This window comes from Streptomyces sp. NPDC045846, assembly GCF_056431605.1.
In genome coordinates, this window is the sequence record NZ_JBWKKJ010000002.1 from 1 (window position 1) to 16,378 (window position 16,378).

Genomic DNA, 16,378 nt, shown 5'->3' on the forward strand with positions numbered 1-16,378 from the left:
CGGAAGCTAAGCCTTTCAGCGCCGATGGTACTGCAGGGGGGACCCTGTGGGAGAGTAGGACGCCGCCGAACAAATTGTGGGGAAAGCCCCGCACCGAGACCCGTAGGAATACGGGTTCATGGTGCGGGGCTTTTTCGCGTTCACGGGAGGAATCGAAAGTCTGGAAGGGGCCTGGAGGAAGCCCTCCAGGCCCCTTCCCCCCTGGTTTACAGGCGGCCCGCCGCCTTCAGCTCGAGATACGCGTCGGCCAAAGCAGGCGCCAGTCCGTCCGGAGGGGCGTCGACGACCGTGGCGCCGTGGCGCATCAGTTTCTCGGCGATGCGGCGCCGCTGCTGCTGAGCCTGGCTGGCCGCTGCGGCTTCGTAGACCGCCTCGATGTCACCCCGTGCCGTTGCCATCCGCTGAATGTGAGGGTCGGCCACAGACGCCACGAGCACCGTATGGCGCTTGGTCAGTTGCGGCAGTACGGGGAGCAGGCCCTCTTCGGCTGCCGCTGTATCCAGGCTGGTCAGCAGGACGATCAGAGAGCGGCGAGGCGCATGGGTCAGGGCTGCTGCGCTGAGGCCGCGGGCGTCGGTCTCCACCAGGGAGGGCTCCAGCGGGGCCATCGCGTTGACCAGTGCGGGCAGGAGTTCGCCTGCGGCCCGGCCCTGCACCTGCGCGCGTACCTGGCGGTCGTACGCCAGGAGATCTACGCGATCGCCGGCTCGTGAGGCCAGGGCCGCGAGCAGCAGCGCGGCGTCCATCGCTGCGTCGAGCCGAGGCACGTCGCCGACTCGGCCGGCCGAGGTGCGACCCGTGTCGAGGACGACCAGGACGTGGCGGTCGCGCTCCGGACGCCAGGTTCGAATGGCGACATTGCCCCGGCGGGCGGTGGCACGCCAGTCGATGGAGCGGGTGTCATCGCCAGGAACGTACTCGCGGAGGCTGTCGAATTCGGTTCCCTCGCCGCGGGTCAACACGCTGGTGCGGCCGTCGAGTTCACGGAGCCGGGCCAGGCGGGACGGAAGGTGCTTGCGGCTGGTGAAGGGCGGCAGCACTCGGATGGCCCAGGGGACGCGGTGGCTGCCCTGGCGGGCGGCCAGGCCGAGCGGGCCGTACGAGCGGACGGTGACGCGGTCTGCGTGCCGTTCGCCCCGCCGGGTCGGCCGCAGCGTGGTGGACAGGCGGCTTCGTTCGCCGGACGGGATCGTCAACGGGTGCCGGGACGCGGCCTGTTCGGTTCCGGTCGGCCAACTGCTGGGTGGCCAGGCGTCCCTGAGCTGGGCGCGGAGGCGGCGGCTGGACGGATTGGTGACGGTGAGGCCGACCTCGACCGCGTCACCAAGTCGAACGGATGTATCACCAGTTCGGGTGAACTGGAGCTTCCGTACTGGCGCGGCGCAGGCGTAGTCGCACAGAATTGCGAGTGCAAGGGGGCCGTCGACTGCCAGCATCCCGGTCCAGCTCGGGGCGAAGACGCCCACGGGAATGGAGCCGAGAGCGGCCAGGAGTGCGGAGCGTCCGGTGAGAGCCATGGGGGCGCCTCAGCGGGGCACGGGGACGTGGGCGAGGACCGAGGCGATGACGGAGTCGGCGGTCACACCCTCCATCTCGGCTTCGGGGCGCAGTTGGATGCGGTGGCGAAGTGTGGGGAGTGCCAGGGCTTTCACATCGTCCGGGGTGACGTAGTCCCGGCCGGTGAGCCAGGCCCAGGCCCGGGCCGTGGAGAGCAGTGCGGTGGCGCCTCGGGGGGAGACCCCGAGGTTGAGCGAGGGGGATTCACGCGTGGCACGACAGATATCGACGACATAGCCGGCGATCTCGGACGAGACGGAGGTCTTGGCGACGGCGGCGCGGGCGGCTTCGAGGTCGGCGGGACCGGCGACCGGGCGCACGCCCGCAGCCTTCAGGTCGCGGGGGTTGAAGCCGTTCGCATGCCGGGCCAGCACGTCTATCTCGTCCTGGCGTGACGGCAGCGGAACCGTCAACTTCAGCAGGAACCTGTCCAGTTGGGCCTCGGGCAGCGGGTAGGTGCCTTCGTACTCGACCGGGTTCTGTGTGGCGGCCACCAGGAACGGGTCGGGCAGCGGACGCGGGGTGCCGTCGACCGTGACCTGGCGCTCCTCCATTGCTTCGAGGAGGGACGACTGGGTCTTGGGCGGGGTGCGGTTGATCTCGTCGGCGAGCAGCAGGTTGGTGAAGACCGGCCCCGGCTGGAAGGAGAACTCGGCACTGCGGGCGTCGTAGATGAGCGAGCCGGTGACGTCGCTCGGCATGAGATCGGGGGTGAACTGGACGCGCTTGGTGTCGAGTTCGAGGGAGGCCGCCAGCGCCCGCACCAGAAGGGTCTTGGCGACACCCGGTACACCTTCGAGCAGCACGTGGCCGCGGCAGAGGAGGGCCACGACCAGGCCGGTCACGGCCGAGTCCTGGCCGACCACGGCCTTGGCGATCTCGGCGCGCAGGGCTTCCAGGGAAGCGCGGGCGCTGTCCGGGTTCGCTGCGGACTCGGGGGTGCGGTCGCTCATGAAGTGCGTACCTCTCTTTCGAGGGCGTCGAGGTCGTCCGCGAGGCGGACCAGTGCGGCGTCGTCGGCGGGTGTCGGGCCGAAGAGCAGGGAAAGGGGGTCGCGGTCGGCGGCGGGGAGCCGGGCGGCGACGGCGGGGACGAGCGCCTCGGGTGAGTGTGCCGCGGAGGCGGCCACGCCCAGGAGGGGGGCCAGGCGGGTGCGGGTGGCCGAACGGAGGGTGTCGGCCGCACGGTCGCGGGCGTTCGCCTTGCGGTAGAGGCGGGCGCGGCCCTCCGTGGCCTCGGACGCGCGGATGGCGACCGGGAGTCGCTCGATGACGAGCGGGCCGAGCCGGCGGGCGCGCCAGATGGCGGCGAGCACGGCGGCGAGGGCGAGTTGGAGGGTGGCCCAGCGCCATCCGGACGGGATCAGGTCGAAGAAGGAGCGTTTGCCGGCGTCGGTGGCAGACGCGTCACCCAGCGAGGGGAGGTACCAGACCAGATGGGGTCGAGCGCCGAGCAGTTGGAGAGCGAGAGAGGCGTTGCCCTCTTTGTCGAGCCGGTGGTTGAACAGGATGTCGGGGGCGCCGAGCAGGACGGTGTCGCCCTGGCCTCGGCCCGCGGTGTGGAGCAGGGTGGGAAGGCCGCCGGCCGCGTAGCAGCCCTCGGCGTCCTCGTCAGGGGCCACGTAGCGGACGCCGCCGGTGTCCGCACGGCCCGCGCGCAGGGCGGCGGGCTGCGTGCAGGCGGGGTCACGGGGCTTGACCGGGACGGGGCTCTCGGTGTGTACGCCGGGGGCGAGGACCGTCAGGGACGCCTCGGTGGGGGCGACGAGGATCGTACGGCTGCCGGAGTCGGCGGTGGCGGTGCGGAGTTGGCGCTGCTGTGCCTCGGTCAGGAGGTCGGGGACGGCGACCAGCAGGGTGGTGCCGGGGCCGACGGAGGCTGTCGCCTCGTCCAGCGTGGTGACCACACGGGTGGAGACACCCTGGCCCTGGAGGAGTTGGGCGACGGCGCGGCTGCCGTACTGGTCGGCGGAGCGGGGGTCGAGGCTGCCGTGCCGGGAGTCGGAGTGCAGGGCGGCGAGCGCGATGCCGGCCGTGAGCAGGACGGCGAGGGCGAGCAGCAGGCCGCGCGTGCGGGTCCACAGCTGGTGTGCCGTGACCGAGGTGGAGGTGGGTGCGGTCATGCGACGGCCCCCGGGGTCGCGCCGCTCAGGACGGGTTTGGTGCGGGCGAGGTCCTGGTCGAGGTCGCGGAGCCGTGCGTATGCCGCCTCGTCGGTGGCGCGGCCGCCGTATGTGACGTCGTCGAACGTCCGGGCGGCGGCGCGGAGCCGGTCCGTGTGGCCGGGCAGCGTACGGCCCGCCTCGGCGGCCGCTTCGTCGGCGGTGCGGCCGGGGCGCGGGTCGAGCAGGGCCCGCTCCTCCAGGGAGCGGACGATGGCCCGCATCCGTTCCTGGACGGCTTCGTTCCAGCGCCGGGCCGCGGCGTGCGCCTCCGCGGTGGTGCGGTGTTCGGCGGCGCTGCGCGGGCGGTCGTCGAACACGGTGCCCCCGGAAGTGGCCGTGCGCTGCGGGCTGCCGAGCCGCCACCACAGTGCGGCGATCAGCGCGAGGACGACGACGGCGATCACGATCAGGCCGAGCGGGCCGCCGGGGGCGGCACCGGACGCGGAGTCGAAGAGCGATCCGACCCAGTCCCAGAAGGCGTTGAGGGCTCGCTGGAGGAGGCTCGGGTCGTTCTGGTGGTATGCCGGGTCGGACAGTTCGCGATGGGCCGCCTCGCGGGCGGGGTTGCGTCCGATGTCCACCGGAGGCTGTCCGGATGCGCCGTTCAGCAGTCGTGCCGTGATGAAGCCCCCCGCTCCTGACACTCCATCAGCTCCCGGGTGTCTCGTAGCCGGGCACGCCCGCGGCGCGGGCCAGTTCGAGGTCGAGTGCCTCGCGGCGGATGCGCTGGTCGATGTAGAGCAGCACGCTGACACCCGCGGCGATGGGGTAGGTGATGGCCGACGCGATCACGGCTCCGATCCCGGAGATGACCAGGTACGTCCAGCCGAACTCGGGGGTGGTTCCGCTCAGCAGGTCGTGGAAGTTGTCGCTGTTCACCGCCATCGCGATCCCGGTGAACGGGAACATGATGATCATCGAGACGATGCCCATCAGGATCGACGTCAGCAGGGTGATGCCGAGGATCCGCCACCAGGAGCCGTTGACCAACTTGGTGGAGCGGCGCAGGGACTGGACGATGCTCTGCCGCTCCAGCATCAGAGCCGGGGAGGCCAGGCTGAAGCGGACGTACAGCCACAGGGCGACCACGGATGCGGCGAGGCCGCCGAGTACGGCGAGTGCGGCGCCACCGCCGCCCCCGAGGAGCGCGCCGGGGAGGATGCCGACGGCGAAGATCGCGCCGAACATGACGAACAGGAGGGCGAGCAGCCCGAGCAGGCTCAGCAGCCGCGGGCGGGCCTCGGCCCACGCGGCGCCCAGGCTCACCGGGCGGCCGAGCACAGACCGGCTGACCACGATGGTGAGGACGGCCGTCGTGAAGAGGGTGGCGAGCTGGCCGATGATCAGGGGCGGCGTGAGGTCGAGCAGGCTGGACTGCAAGGAGTCGAAGGCCTGGTTGATGGCCTCGGTGCCGGTGGCGTTCGGGTCGACCGCGGCCGGGGTCGGCAGGATGAAGCGGACGGTGAGGATCTGGGCGATCTGGGAGATCACCGCAACGGTCAGCGTCAGCCCGAGGACGGTGCGCCAGTGGGCGCGGGCGGTGGAGACGGCCCCGTCGAGGATCTCGCCGACACCCAGCGGGCGCAGCGGGATGACACCGGGCTTGGCGGCGGGCGGACGGCCGTAGTTCTGGTTCCAGTTGGGGCCCGGGGGCTGCCCCGGCACCTGGCCCCATCCGCCGCGGCCCTGCTGGCCGCCCCAGCCCGGTGCGGGCGGCAGAGGCGTCTGACCGGCTCCCGGAGGGGACCACTGGGTGGCCGGGGGCTGGTCCTGCGACCACTTCGAGGAGGCGCGGGCCCGGTCGGAGGGCTCGGGCGCCGGGGGCGTGCCGGAGTCTTCGCCGTCGGAGGGGGCCGATCCGGGCGAAGCCCAGCCCGGAGAGTCGTTCACGGTCGTCCACCTCGTGGATTGGTCACGGGACCGGCGACTGCGCCTGCCGGCTCCTTCGGGTTGGCTGCCATGGTGCCATGTGGATCCCGGCCGCGGACCTGCCCTCGTATCTCGTTCGCACCTTCAATTGTCGGCCGCTCACGGGGCAGACTGGGCAGATGGCTGATCAGGACGTGCGAACCACCACGGGACCCGGCCCTTCCGGAATCCCCTCGCTGCGCTGGGACGAGCCGCCGGAGGGCCCCGTGCTGGTCCTCCTGGACCAGACCCGACTGCCCGCCGAGGAGGTGGAGCTCGTCTGCACGGATGTGCCGGGGCTGGTGCTGGCCATCCAGACGCTGGCGGTACGCGGGGCCCCGCTGCTCGGCATCGCCGGGGCCTACGGGGTGGCGCTGGCCGCCGCCCGCGGCTACGACGTGGAGGAGGCGGCGGCGCACCTCGCGGGGGCGCGGCCCACCGCGGTGAACCTGGGGTACGGCGTGCGGCTGGCGGCCGGGGCGTACCGGGCGGCTCTGGAGAAGGGCGTGGGGCCGGTTGAGGCCGGGGCGGCGGCGCTGGCCGCGGCCAAGGAGCTGCACCGGGCCGACGCCGAGGCGAGCGCGCGGATGGCCCGGCACGGGCTGGCACTGCTCGACGAGCTGATGCCGGGCGGCAGTCACCGCATCCTCACCCACTGCAACACCGGCCGACTGGTCTCCGGCGGCGAGGGCACCGCCTTCGCGGTCGCGCTGGCCGCGCATCGCGCGGGCCGACTGCGGCGGCTGTGGGTCGACGAGACGCGGCCGCTGCTGCAGGGCGCGCGGCTGACGGCGTACGAGGCGGCGGGCAGCGGGATGGCGTACAGCCTGCTGAGCGACAACGCGGCCGGCTCGCTGTTCGCGAGCGGCGAGGTGGATGCTGTCCTCGTCGGCGCCGACCGCATCGCGGCCGACGGCTCGGTGGCCAACAAGGTGGGCAGCTATCCCCTCGCGGTGCTCGCCAAGTACCACCATGTGCCGTTCGTCGTGGTCGCGCCGGTCACCACGGTGGACCTGGACACTCCCGACGGCGCTTCGATCGAGGTCGAGCAGCGGCCCGGCCAGGAGGTGACGGAGTTCACTGCGCCGCAGGTCCCGGGGGGCGGCTGGGGGTCCGCATCCGGGCTGCCGGTGGCACCGCTGGGAACGCAGGCGTACAACCCCGCCTTCGATGTGACACCGCCGGAACTGGTCACGGCGATCGTCACGGAGGAGGGCGTTCTGTCCCCGGTGACAGGCGGCGGGCTGAGGGAGCTGTGTGCCAGGTCACGCCAGGTAACGATTAGCTAATGGGATGATGACGTTTATGAAGGGACGCGTCCTTGTCGTCGACGACGACACCGCACTGGCCGAGATGCTCGGCATTGTGTTGCGTGGAGAAGGTTTTGAGCCGTCGTTCGTAGCGGATGGCGACAAGGCACTGGCGGCATTCCGTGACGCCAAGCCCGACCTGGTGCTGCTCGATCTCATGCTGCCCGGACGGGACGGCATCGAGGTCTGCAGGCTGATCAGGGCCGAGTCGGGTGTGCCGATCGTCATGCTCACCGCGAAGAGCGACACCGTGGACGTGGTGGTCGGCCTGGAGTCCGGGGCCGACGACTACATCGTGAAGCCGTTCAAGCCGAAGGAGCTGGTCGCCCGGATCCGGGCCCGACTGCGCAGGTCGGAGGAGCCCGCGCCGGAACAGCTCGCCATCGGCGACCTGGTCATCGACGTGGCGGGGCACTCGGTGAAGCGGGACGGGCAGTCGATCGCGCTGACCCCGCTGGAGTTCGACCTGCTGGTCGCGCTCGCCCGCAAGCCGTGGCAGGTGTTCACTCGGGAGGTACTGCTCGAACAGGTCTGGGGCTACCGCCACGCGGCGGACACCCGCCTGGTCAACGTGCATGTCCAGCGGCTGCGCTCGAAGGTCGAGAAGGACCCCGAGCGGCCGGAGATCGTGGTGACCGTCCGTGGGGTCGGTTACAAGGCAGGACCGAGCTGAGATGACCCAAGAAGCTGGGCGCAAGACGTCCTGGGGCGGCCGGTTGCTCCAGGAAGGAGCGCCCGGCGGTCCGGTGCTGCGCCTCGTCGTGCGCTGGCTGCGGCGCCCGCTGCTGCCCGCCGCACGGCTGTGGCGGCGCAACATCCAGCTCAGGGTGGTCGCGGCCACCCTGCTGATGTCGCTGGGCGTCGTCCTGCTGCTCGGCTTCGTGGTCATCGGCGCGGTGCGCAACGGCCTTCTCGAAACCAAGGAGAAGGCGGCCGAGAGCCAGTCCGCGGGCGGTTTCGCGGTCGCGAAGGACAAGGCGGGCGCGCCCGTCTCGACCGGTGGCGACGACACCACCGCGGGCCGGGGCTCCGGCTCGTCGGTGAGCTGGCGCAACGACCTGGTGACCCAGCTGGCGAGCAGCGGCCAGGGCGCGTTCTACGTCGTCGCCCTGGGGTCGGCCTCATCGGACTCGGACTCGGCTTCCAGCAACAGGGGGCCGCGTGCCTCCGGATACGTCGACCCTCGCGCGAGCGTTCCGCAGAGTCTGCGGGACAGCGTCGACGAGGGGGCCGGCGCGTTCAAGACGTACACCTCGATCAAGTTCACCGACGGCCAGGAGGCCGAGCCGGGCCTGGTCGTGGGCACCCGGCTCAAGGACGTCGACGGGCAGTCCTACCAGCTCTACTACCTCTTCCCGCTGGTGCAGGAGGAGAAGTCGCTCACCCTGGTCAAGACGACCCTGGCGACCGCCGGGCTCTTCGTCGTGGTGCTGCTCGGGGCCATCGCCTGGCTCGTGGTGCGGCAGGTGGTGACGCCGGTCCGGATGGCCGCGGGAGTCGCCGAACGGCTCTCCACGGGCGTCCTCAGAGAGCGTATGAAGGTCACCGGCGAGGACGACATCGCGCGCCTCGGCGAGGCCTTCAACAAGATGGCGCAGAACCTCCAGAGCAAGATCAACCAGCTGGAGGAGCTGTCGCGGATGCAGCGGCGGTTCGTCTCCGACGTCTCGCACGAGCTGCGCACCCCCCTGACGACGGTACGGATGGCAGCCGATGTCATTCACGAGGCGCGGGTCGACTTCGATCCGGTGACCGCACGCTCGGCAGAGCTGCTCGCCGGGCAGCTGGACCGGTTCGAGTCGCTGCTCGCCGACCTCCTGGAGATCAGCCGCTTCGACGCGGGAGCGGCGGCCCTGGAGGCCGAGCCGATAGACCTTCGCGAGGTCGTACGGCGGGTCATCGAGGGTGCCGAGCCGCTGGCCGAGCGCAAGGGCACGCGGATACGGGTGGCCGGTGACGAGCAGCCCGTGGTCGCCGAGGCCGACGCCCGCCGGGTCGAGCGGGTACTGCGCAACCTGGTCGTCAATGCCGTCGAGCACGGCGAGGGCCGGGACGTCGTGGTGCGCCTCGCGGCGGCGGGCGGAGCCGTCGCGGTCGCGGTGCGGGACTACGGCGTCGGGCTGAAGCCCGGCGAGGCGACGCGGGTGTTCAACCGGTTCTGGCGGGCCGATCCGGCGCGCGCCCGTACCACCGGTGGTACCGGCCTCGGCCTGTCGATCGCCGTCGAGGACGCCCGGCTGCACGGCGGCTGGCTGCAGGCCTGGGGCGAGCCGGGCGGGGGTTCCCAGTTCCGGCTGACCCTGCCGCGCACCGCCGACGAGCCGCTGCGCGGATCGCCGATACCGCTGGAGCCGGAGGACTCACGGGCCGCCCGTGAGCGGGCGCGGACCGAGGCGGCGTCCGCGCAGACGCAGGGCAACCGGCTCTCCACCGTGCCGACGCCGCGGCTCGACCGTTCCGCGCTGCCCGTGCCGCCCACGGCCCCGGTGCGCCCGCGCACCTCGGGGCCCGCGGCCAGCCCCGCTGGGCTGCCGGGTGGTGGCGGGGGCCGGGTGGTGGCCCGGCGCACCGAAGCGGAGGGCGCACGCCCCGGCGCGGAGCGCGGGGAGGACGCGGTGGGCCAGGAGCGGCTCACCGAAGTGACCGACCAGGAGGGATCGGCCCGTGGGCGCTGACCGGGGGAGGGGCCGCGCACTGCTGCGGTCGGTGGTCGTGCTGGGTGGCGGCTCGCTGCTGGTGTCGGGCTGCGCGTCCATGCCGAGCAGCGGCGACGTGCACTCGGTTTCGGCGTCCCAGCGGGCCGATTCGCAGGTGCAGGTGTACGCGGTGCCACCGCGGCCCGGCGCCGAGCCCAACGAGATCGTCGCGGGCTTCCTCGAGGCGATGACCAGCGACGACCCGAAGTTCGCGATGGCCCGCCAGTACCTGACCGTGAAGGCGGCCAAGGACTGGCAGGCCAACCAGGTCACCGTGCTGGCCGACGGCCCCGACCCGCAGCCCAACCGGTCCAGCGACCGCGGCGCGGACTCGAACGGCTTCACGTTCACGGTGTCCGGCAAGCCCGTCGCCGTGGTCGACAAGCAGCGCGCCTACCAGCCGGCCAAGCCGCAGGACACGTACAGCCAGACCATCCACCTGGTGCGCCAGAGCGGGCCCGACGGCACGGGCAAGGAGTGGCGCATCGACGCGCTGCCGGAAGGGCTGCTGCTCGGGCAGTCCGACTTCCAGCGCATCTACCGCTCCGTCAACACGTACTACTTCGCCGCCGGGCAGAACCGCCTCGTCGCCGACCCGGTGTACGTGCGCCAGCGCACCGACCCCGAGACGCAGATGAACCTGGTCACGCAGACGGTGCAGTCGGTGCTGGACGGTCCGACCAACTGGCTGAAGCCGGTGGTCACTTCGACGTTTCCGACGGGGACGGCGCTGAAGGGCGGCACCAAGTCGCTGTCCCTGGACGATCGCAACGCCCTGAAGGTGCCACTGAACGAGCGGGCCTCCAACGCCGGTGGGGCGCAGTGCAAGCGGATGGCGGCCCAACTCCTTTTCACCCTGCGGGATCTGACGAATACGCCGATATCCCAGGTGGAGTTCGACGGGGCCGACGGCTCCCCGCTGTGCGTGCTCAGCGGTGGCCAGGCCGAGACGTACGCGCCGGACCGCATGTCGACCAGCCCCGGTCAGTACTTCGTGGACGCTGGTGGCCATGTGGAGCGGATGCGGGCCGACGCCGGCGGCTCCGACAGTTCGGACAGCTCGGACGACTCGGTGGTGACCGAGCCGGTGCAGGGCCCGTTCGGCAAGGGCGAGCAGCAGGTGCGCACGGTCGCGGTCTCACGGGACGAGAAGCGCGCGGCCGGGGTGTCGGCGGACGGCAGGTCCCTGCTGGTGGCGCCGCTCTCGGCGGGTGGCGAGCTGGTGCGGACGACGGTGACCAGCGACGACAAGGACGCGAAGAACGGCGGCCTGTCGGCGCCCAGTTGGGACGGGCGGGGAGACCTGTGGGTGGCCGACCGCAATCAGGCCAAGCCGCGGCTGCTGCGCCTCGCGCAGGGCGCGGGGGAGCCGGAGGCCGTCGATGTCGCCGGCCTCAACGGCGCGCAGATCCAGCAGGTCCGCATGGCGGCGGACGGTGTGCGCGTCGCGCTGCTCGTGTCCCAGGGCGGCCATACGACGCTGCGGATCGGCCGGGTGGAGCGCAGCGGCGGAGGCGACAAGAGCATGGTGTCCGTAGTCGAACTGCGCCCCGGGGCGCCGCAGATGGAGGACGTCACCGCCGTGTCCTGGGCCGGGCGCAGCCGCCTGGTCGTGGTCGGCAAGGAGACCGGCGGGGTCTCCCAGCAGCTGCGCTATGTGCAGACGGACGGGTCGACCTCGGCGTCCGGCACCCTGCCGAGCGTCAACAAGGTCACGGACATCGCGGCCACCGACGACGACCGGATGCCCCTGGTGGCGCATTCGCAGGAGGACGGCATCGTGCGGCTGCCGCCGGGGGCGAACTGGCGGACGGCCGTCAAGAAGGGCTCGGCGCCCGCGTATCCGGGATAGCCGGCCGCCCGGGGCCCGTGCGGAAGGTTTTCCACAGCCCTCCGGGCCCGGCGCGGGTTTTCCACAGGGGTGGCCGGGTCCCGCTCCCCTTGGCACAGTGGAAGCCATGCGGGGGTGGTGGCGGGAGTTCTCCGGCCTTGTGCTGCCGACCGCCTGCGGCGGCTGCGGGAGGCCGCGTACGGCGTTGTGCGAGCGGTGCAGGGCGGCGCTGCTCGGGGCGCCCGCGTGCCGGGTGCGTCCCGAGCCGGAGCCGGCCGGGCTGCCCGCGGTGTACGCGGCCGCGCCCTACGAGGACGCGGTGCGCGCGGTGCTGCTCGGGCACAAGGAGCGGGGCGCCCTCGGCCTTGCCGGAGTGCTGGGACAGGCGCTGGCGGGCGCGGCGCGGGCTGCCGCCGGGCCGGCTGGGCGGGGGCCGTTGCTGCTGGTCCCGGTGCCGTCGTCGCGGCGTGCGGTGCGGGCGCGCGGACACGACGCGACCCGGCGCGTGGCGCTGGCCGCCGCGCGTGAGCTGCGCCGGGCCGGGACGGACGCGAGGGTGGCCGCGGTGCTGCGCCAGCGGCGTGCGGTGGCCGACCAGGCGGGCCTGAGCGCCCCGCAGCGGCTCGCGAATCTGTCCGGGGCCCTGGTGGTGGCGGGCGGTGGTGAGGGGCTGCTGGCGGGTGGCCGAGTGGTCCTGGTGGACGATCTGATGACCACGGGCGCATCGCTGGTGGAAGCGGCGCGTGCGATCCGTGGGACGGGGGTAGTCGGTCCTCGTAGGGACGTCGTGGACGGAGATGGATGCCCAAGGCAGGGAATTTTGGGCCCTCCCCGGGCGGGGACAGCGCATCGCCGCTGGGGAGCCGGATTGAAGGCGTGGGACGCCGGTGTTCCGCGCCCCGTCGCCGCCGTCATCGCGGCCACTCCGGAATCGTTCGCGACAAAACGGAACTGACCGAGAAGCCGCATCGTTGCAGGTAGTGAGAGGACGGAAACACCCGAGTGGAGGTACGTGCGGGTAGCGGGTGCCGACATCCGGCCGGGCGAGCTATGTTCGGTTGTGAGGAATGGCGAAAGACCGTTCACTTAATGCACGGCTGAGCTTCGGCGCGTTTTCACTTACCCCCGACTTGGTGGGGTGGGGATCTTCTCGACGGGGGAGGAGGAGGTGATACGTCACCGAGTCCGACGCCCCGGCACTCACCGGGGTCTGGTGCAAAAGGGAGCAGCTCCGCTCTGAGGCGGAGTGATCCGGGAACGGAGTTCTGCGTGGACATCGTCGTCAAGGGCCGCAAGACCGAGGTGCCCGAGCGGTTCCGCAAGCACGTGGCCGAGAAGCTGAAGCTGGAGAAGATCCAGAAGCTCGACGGCAAGGTAATCAGCCTCGACGTCGAGGTGTCCAAGGAACACAACCCGCGGCAGGCGGACCGTTCGGACCGGGTGGAGATCACCCTCCACTCGCGCGGCCCGGTGATCCGTGCGGAGGCGGCGGCAGCAGACCCGTACGCGGCGCTCGACCTGGCGACCGGCAAGCTGGAGGCGCGGCTGCGCAAGCAGCACGACAAGCGCTACACGCGCCGGGGCAACGGGCGGCTCTCGGCCGCCGAGGTCGTCGATGTCGTGCCGGGTGTCGCGGAGTTGAACGGAAACGGCGAGCCTGTGGACGGTTCGAAGGAAGAGCGCATTCCCACCACCAGGATCGGCTCGCTCGAGGTGCAGGGCGAAGGACCGCTGGTGGTCCGCGAGAAGACGCATGTCGCAGCCCCGATGACGCTCGACCAGGCGCTCTACGAGATGGAGCTGGTCGGGCACGACTTCTACCTGTTCGTCGACTCGGAGACGAAGCACCCCAGTGTCGTCTACCGGCGGCACGCCTACGACTACGGCGTCATCCACCTTGAGACCGACCCGCTCGCCGGTGAGGACGCGAGCGGCGCGGGCGGTGCGCTGGGCGGCTGACCCCGGCCGGAAGGACCACGGAGGACCCGCTGGCCCGGCGCGCTGAACGTCCGCGGACGGCACGCCGTACCACCGGGTGATGGTGCCCCTGGAGCGCTTGTGCGCCCCCGGGGGCACCACCGTGCGACCACGGGATCACCCTTCTGTCGGCCGGGCATGAAATCATGGCCTCGCACGCCAACCGCAGCTCCCTGGAGCATGGTTGGGCAGCACACCAACGCGGGCCACGGCCTTCAGGGGGAGGAACGATGGCGGACAGCTTCGGGCCGGTGCACGACGGTTCCCATGCCGACAGCCCGAGCGGTGGGGACCACGAGGCCGGCATGCACGCGGGCGGGTCCCGCAAGGAGCCGATCCGGGTCCTGGTGGTGGACGACCACGCCCTGTTCCGCCGGGGCCTGGAGATCGTGCTGGCCGCCGAGGAGGACATCCAGGTCGTCGGCGAGGCGGGGGACGGCGCGGAGGCGGTGGACAAGGCGGCCGATCTGCTGCCGGACATCGTGCTGATGGACGTGCGGATGCCCCGGCGCGGCGGCATCGAGGCCTGCACCTCCATCAAGGAGGTGGCCCCCAGCGCGAAGATCATCATGCTGACGATCAGCGACGAGGAGGCCGACCTCTACGACGCGATCAAGGCGGGCGCGACCGGCTACCTCCTCAAGGAGATCTCCACCGACGAGGTGGCCACTGCGATCCGGGCGGTCGCCGACGGGCAGTCCCAGATCAGCCCCTCGATGGCCTCCAAGCTGCTCACCGAGTTCAAGTCGATGATCCAGCGCACCGACGAGCGCCGCCTGGTGCCCGCCCCCCGGCTCACCGACCGTGAGCTGGAGGTCCTCAAGCTGGTGGCCACCGGAATGAACAACCGTGACATCGCCAAGGAGTTGTTCATCTCCGAGAACACCGTGAAGAACCACGTGCGCAACATCCTGGAGAAGCTGCAGCTGCACTCCAGGATGGAAGCGGTGGTCTACGCGATGCGCGAGAAGATCCTGGAGATCAGGTAGCCAGTGCCGAGGTGAGCGCCGCGACCTCCTGCGGTGTCCCGGCCCGCTCGACCCGTACCGACTCGCAGCCCACCCACCGGGCGGCCTCCAACAGGGCCTGCGCCATGGGCCGTACGGCCTTCGGCGAGTCGAGCGAGACCTGCTTGGCGACCAGGGTGCGGCCCTCGCGCGCCGGGTCGACCCGGCCGATCAGCCTGCCGCCGGAGAGCAGCGGCATCGCGAAGTACCCGTGGATCCGCTTCGGCTTGGGGACGTAGGCCTCCAGGCGGTGGGTGAAGCCGAAGAGCCGCTCGGTGCGGGCGCGCTCCCAGACCAGGGAGTCGAACGGCGAAAGCAGCGTGGTGCGGTGGCGGCCGCGCGGCTCGGTGGCCAGCGCCTCGGGGTCCGCCCAGGCCGGCTTGGACCAGCCCTGCACGGTGACGGGCACCAGACCGGATGCGTCGACCACCGCGTCGAACTGCTCGCCCTTGATGCGGTGGTAGTCCGCGATGTCCGCGCGGGTGCCGACCCCCAGCGACTGCCCGGCCAGCCGCACCAGGCGGCGCAGGCACTCGGTGTCGTCCAGATCGTCATGGAGCAGGACGCCCGGAATGGCCCGCTCGGCCAGGTCGTACACCCGCTTCCAGCCGCGCCGCTCCGTGCAGACCACCTCGCCGTACATCAGCGCCCGCTCGACGGCGACCTTGGACGCCGACCAGTCCCACCACTCGCCCTTGTTCTTGGCGCCGCCCAAGTCCGTTGCCGTGAGCGGGCCTTCGGCGCGCAGCTGCTTGATCACCTGCTCGTACGTGCCGTCCGGCAGCTCGTGGTTCCAGTGCGGCCGCGAGCGGTAGGCGCGGCGGCGGAAGGCGAAGTGGGGCCACTCCTCGACGGGCAGGACGCACGCCGCGTGCGACCAGTACTCGAAGGAGTGGCCACCGCTCCAGTACGCCTCCTCGACGGCCTTGCGGCCGACCGCGCCGAGGCGGGCGTACGGAATGAGCTCGTGCGAGCGGGCGAGCACCGAGATGGTGTCGAGCTGGACCGCGCCGAGGTGGCGCAGCACCCCGCGCACCCCGCCGCGCCGGTCGGCCGCGCCGAGGAGGCCCTGGGCGCGCAGGGCTATCCGGCGGGCCTCGTCGGCGGACAGTTCGGCGGCGGGAGGCGGCAGGCTCGTCATGCTCCGCACGATAGTGGCCGCCACTGACAACGCGGGGCCGGATCAGCTCCGTGCGGGCAGGTAGGGGAGCAGGCCGGGCAGGCCCAGGTCGGAGGGGAGCAGGGCGCCGACCCAGCTGTCCCTGCGGGAGCCCTGGTGCACGGTCGACGAGCGCAGAATGCCCTCCATGGTGAATCCGAGCTTCAGGGCGACCGCGCGGGAGGCCTCGTTGCCGACCTCCGCCCGCCACTCCAGGCGGTCGACGGCGGCCGACTCGAAGGCCCAGCGGGCCGCGGCCGTCGCGGCCTCGGTCATGTAACCGCGGCCCCGGTGCTCCTTGACCGCCCAGAAGCCCAGCTCGGCCAGGCCCGGCCCGCGCCGCGTCACCCCGAGCACGGCGACCAGGGCCGCACCGTCCGCGGTCAGGACGGCGAAGGCGTAGTCGGTGTCGTTGCGCCAGCCGTCCGGGCAGTGGGTCGAGGTGAAGTCGTCCGCGTGCTCGCGCAGGTACGGCGAGGGGACGGTGGTCCAGCGCTGGATGTCGGGATCCTGACAAGCCGCCCAGAGGGCCTCGGCGTCCTGGGGGCCGACGGGGCGCAGCAGCAGGCGGTCGGTGGTGAGGGTCACGGGGTCCATCGGCAGATTGTCCGTGGTCCGTGCGGCCGGAGCCAACCTCATTTGCCGCCCGGCCCGGCACCTTCGGGGAGTCCCGTCCGTTGTCGTAACGGCAGACCTCCCGGCGCGGCCGGGTCCTCGCATACGATGACCGTTGCTGTACCCACACCCATAGCCACTCGACCGCGCCAGG

General features: G+C 71.9%; 14 protein-coding genes and 1 rRNA gene. 8 read left to right on the forward strand and 7 right to left on the reverse strand.

All coding sequences use genetic code 11. The annotated features are described in order from the left end of the window. Nucleotides 1–71: ribosomal RNA gene (rrf, locus tag AC07F3_RS05035) — 5S ribosomal RNA — on the forward strand; the annotation flags it as partial. A gap of 135 nt (nt 72–206) precedes the next feature. Here the strand turns inward: rrf and AC07F3_RS05040 are convergent. From AC07F3_RS05040 to AC07F3_RS05060, 5 genes are read right to left on the reverse strand one after another with little or no spacing between them, the layout of a single operon-like run. After that, complete coding sequence (locus AC07F3_RS05040; RefSeq protein ID WP_479110635.1) at nt 207–1,517, reverse strand: DUF58 domain-containing protein; 1,311 nt, start codon at nt 1,515–1,517, stop codon at nt 207–209. A 9-nt stretch (nt 1,518–1,526) separates the two neighbouring features. After that, nucleotides 1,527–2,510, reverse strand: coding sequence for an AAA family ATPase (locus tag AC07F3_RS05045; protein WP_479110637.1), 984 nt, complete (start codon nt 2,508–2,510; stop codon nt 1,527–1,529). Further along, nucleotides 2,507–3,679 carry a DUF4350 domain-containing protein gene (locus AC07F3_RS05050; RefSeq protein ID WP_479110639.1) on the reverse strand — a complete coding sequence of 391 codons (1,173 nt, stop codon included), beginning with the start codon at nt 3,677–3,679 and terminating at the stop codon, nt 2,507–2,509. Before AC07F3_RS05050 ends, AC07F3_RS05045 begins: the two co-directional genes overlap by 4 nt. Then, nucleotides 3,676–4,365, reverse strand: coding sequence for a DUF4129 domain-containing protein (locus AC07F3_RS05055; protein ID WP_479110641.1), 690 nt, complete (start codon nt 4,363–4,365; stop codon nt 3,676–3,678). Before AC07F3_RS05055 ends, AC07F3_RS05050 begins: the two co-directional genes overlap by 4 nt. A 4-nt stretch (nt 4,366–4,369) precedes the next feature. Beyond that, nucleotides 4,370–5,611 carry a DUF7847 domain-containing protein gene (locus tag AC07F3_RS05060; protein ID WP_479110643.1) on the reverse strand — a complete coding sequence of 414 codons (1,242 nt, stop codon included), beginning with the start codon at nt 5,609–5,611 and terminating at the stop codon, nt 4,370–4,372. Between the two features lie 158 nt (nt 5,612–5,769). Here AC07F3_RS05060 and mtnA point away from each other — a divergent pair, with 158 nt between their 5' ends. From mtnA to AC07F3_RS05095, 7 genes are all read left to right on the forward strand, one after another. Continuing rightward, nucleotides 5,770–6,918, forward strand: coding sequence for an S-methyl-5-thioribose-1-phosphate isomerase (gene mtnA / locus AC07F3_RS05065; RefSeq protein WP_479110644.1), 1,149 nt, complete (start codon nt 5,770–5,772; stop codon nt 6,916–6,918). Between the two features lie 4 nt (nt 6,919–6,922). Further along, nucleotides 6,923–7,612, forward strand: a complete 690-nt coding sequence (gene mtrA / locus AC07F3_RS05070) for a two-component system response regulator MtrA (RefSeq protein WP_189389435.1) — start codon at nt 6,923–6,925, stop codon at nt 7,610–7,612. Between the two features lies 1 nt (nt 7,613). After that, a complete protein-coding gene (gene mtrB / locus AC07F3_RS05075; protein ID WP_479110646.1) occupies nt 7,614–9,614 on the forward strand; it encodes an MtrAB system histidine kinase MtrB in 2,001 nt (666 codons plus the stop codon). Beyond that, nucleotides 9,604–11,487 (forward strand): LpqB family beta-propeller domain-containing protein, encoded by a 1,884-nt coding sequence (locus AC07F3_RS05080; protein WP_479110648.1) that lies wholly within the window; start codon nt 9,604–9,606, stop codon nt 11,485–11,487. The genes mtrB and AC07F3_RS05080 overlap by 11 nt, the downstream gene beginning before the upstream one ends. 106 nt (nt 11,488–11,593) lie before the next feature. Next, nucleotides 11,594–12,421: a ComF family protein gene (locus AC07F3_RS05085; protein WP_479110650.1), complete on the forward strand. Its 828-nt coding sequence runs from the start codon at nt 11,594–11,596 to the stop codon at nt 12,419–12,421. 314 nt (nt 12,422–12,735) lie between these two features. Then, a complete protein-coding gene (gene hpf, locus AC07F3_RS05090) occupies nt 12,736–13,425 on the forward strand; it encodes a ribosome hibernation-promoting factor, HPF/YfiA family (protein WP_479110652.1) in 690 nt (229 codons plus the stop codon). A gap of 248 nt (nt 13,426–13,673) precedes the next feature. Continuing rightward, nucleotides 13,674–14,432 carry a response regulator gene (locus AC07F3_RS05095; RefSeq protein WP_479110654.1) on the forward strand — a complete coding sequence of 253 codons (759 nt, stop codon included), beginning with the start codon at nt 13,674–13,676 and terminating at the stop codon, nt 14,430–14,432. Here the strand turns inward: AC07F3_RS05095 and AC07F3_RS05100 are convergent. After that, nucleotides 14,425–15,591: a winged helix-turn-helix domain-containing protein gene (locus tag AC07F3_RS05100; protein ID WP_479110656.1), complete on the reverse strand. Its 1,167-nt coding sequence runs from the start codon at nt 15,589–15,591 to the stop codon at nt 14,425–14,427. The genes AC07F3_RS05095 and AC07F3_RS05100 overlap by 8 nt on opposite strands. Nucleotides 15,592–15,633: 42 nt before the next feature. Continuing rightward, on the reverse strand, nt 15,634–16,206 hold the full coding sequence (locus tag AC07F3_RS05105; protein WP_479110658.1) for a GNAT family N-acetyltransferase: 573 nt from the start codon (nt 16,204–16,206) through the stop codon (nt 15,634–15,636). Nucleotides 16,207–16,378: the final 172 nt, after the last annotated feature.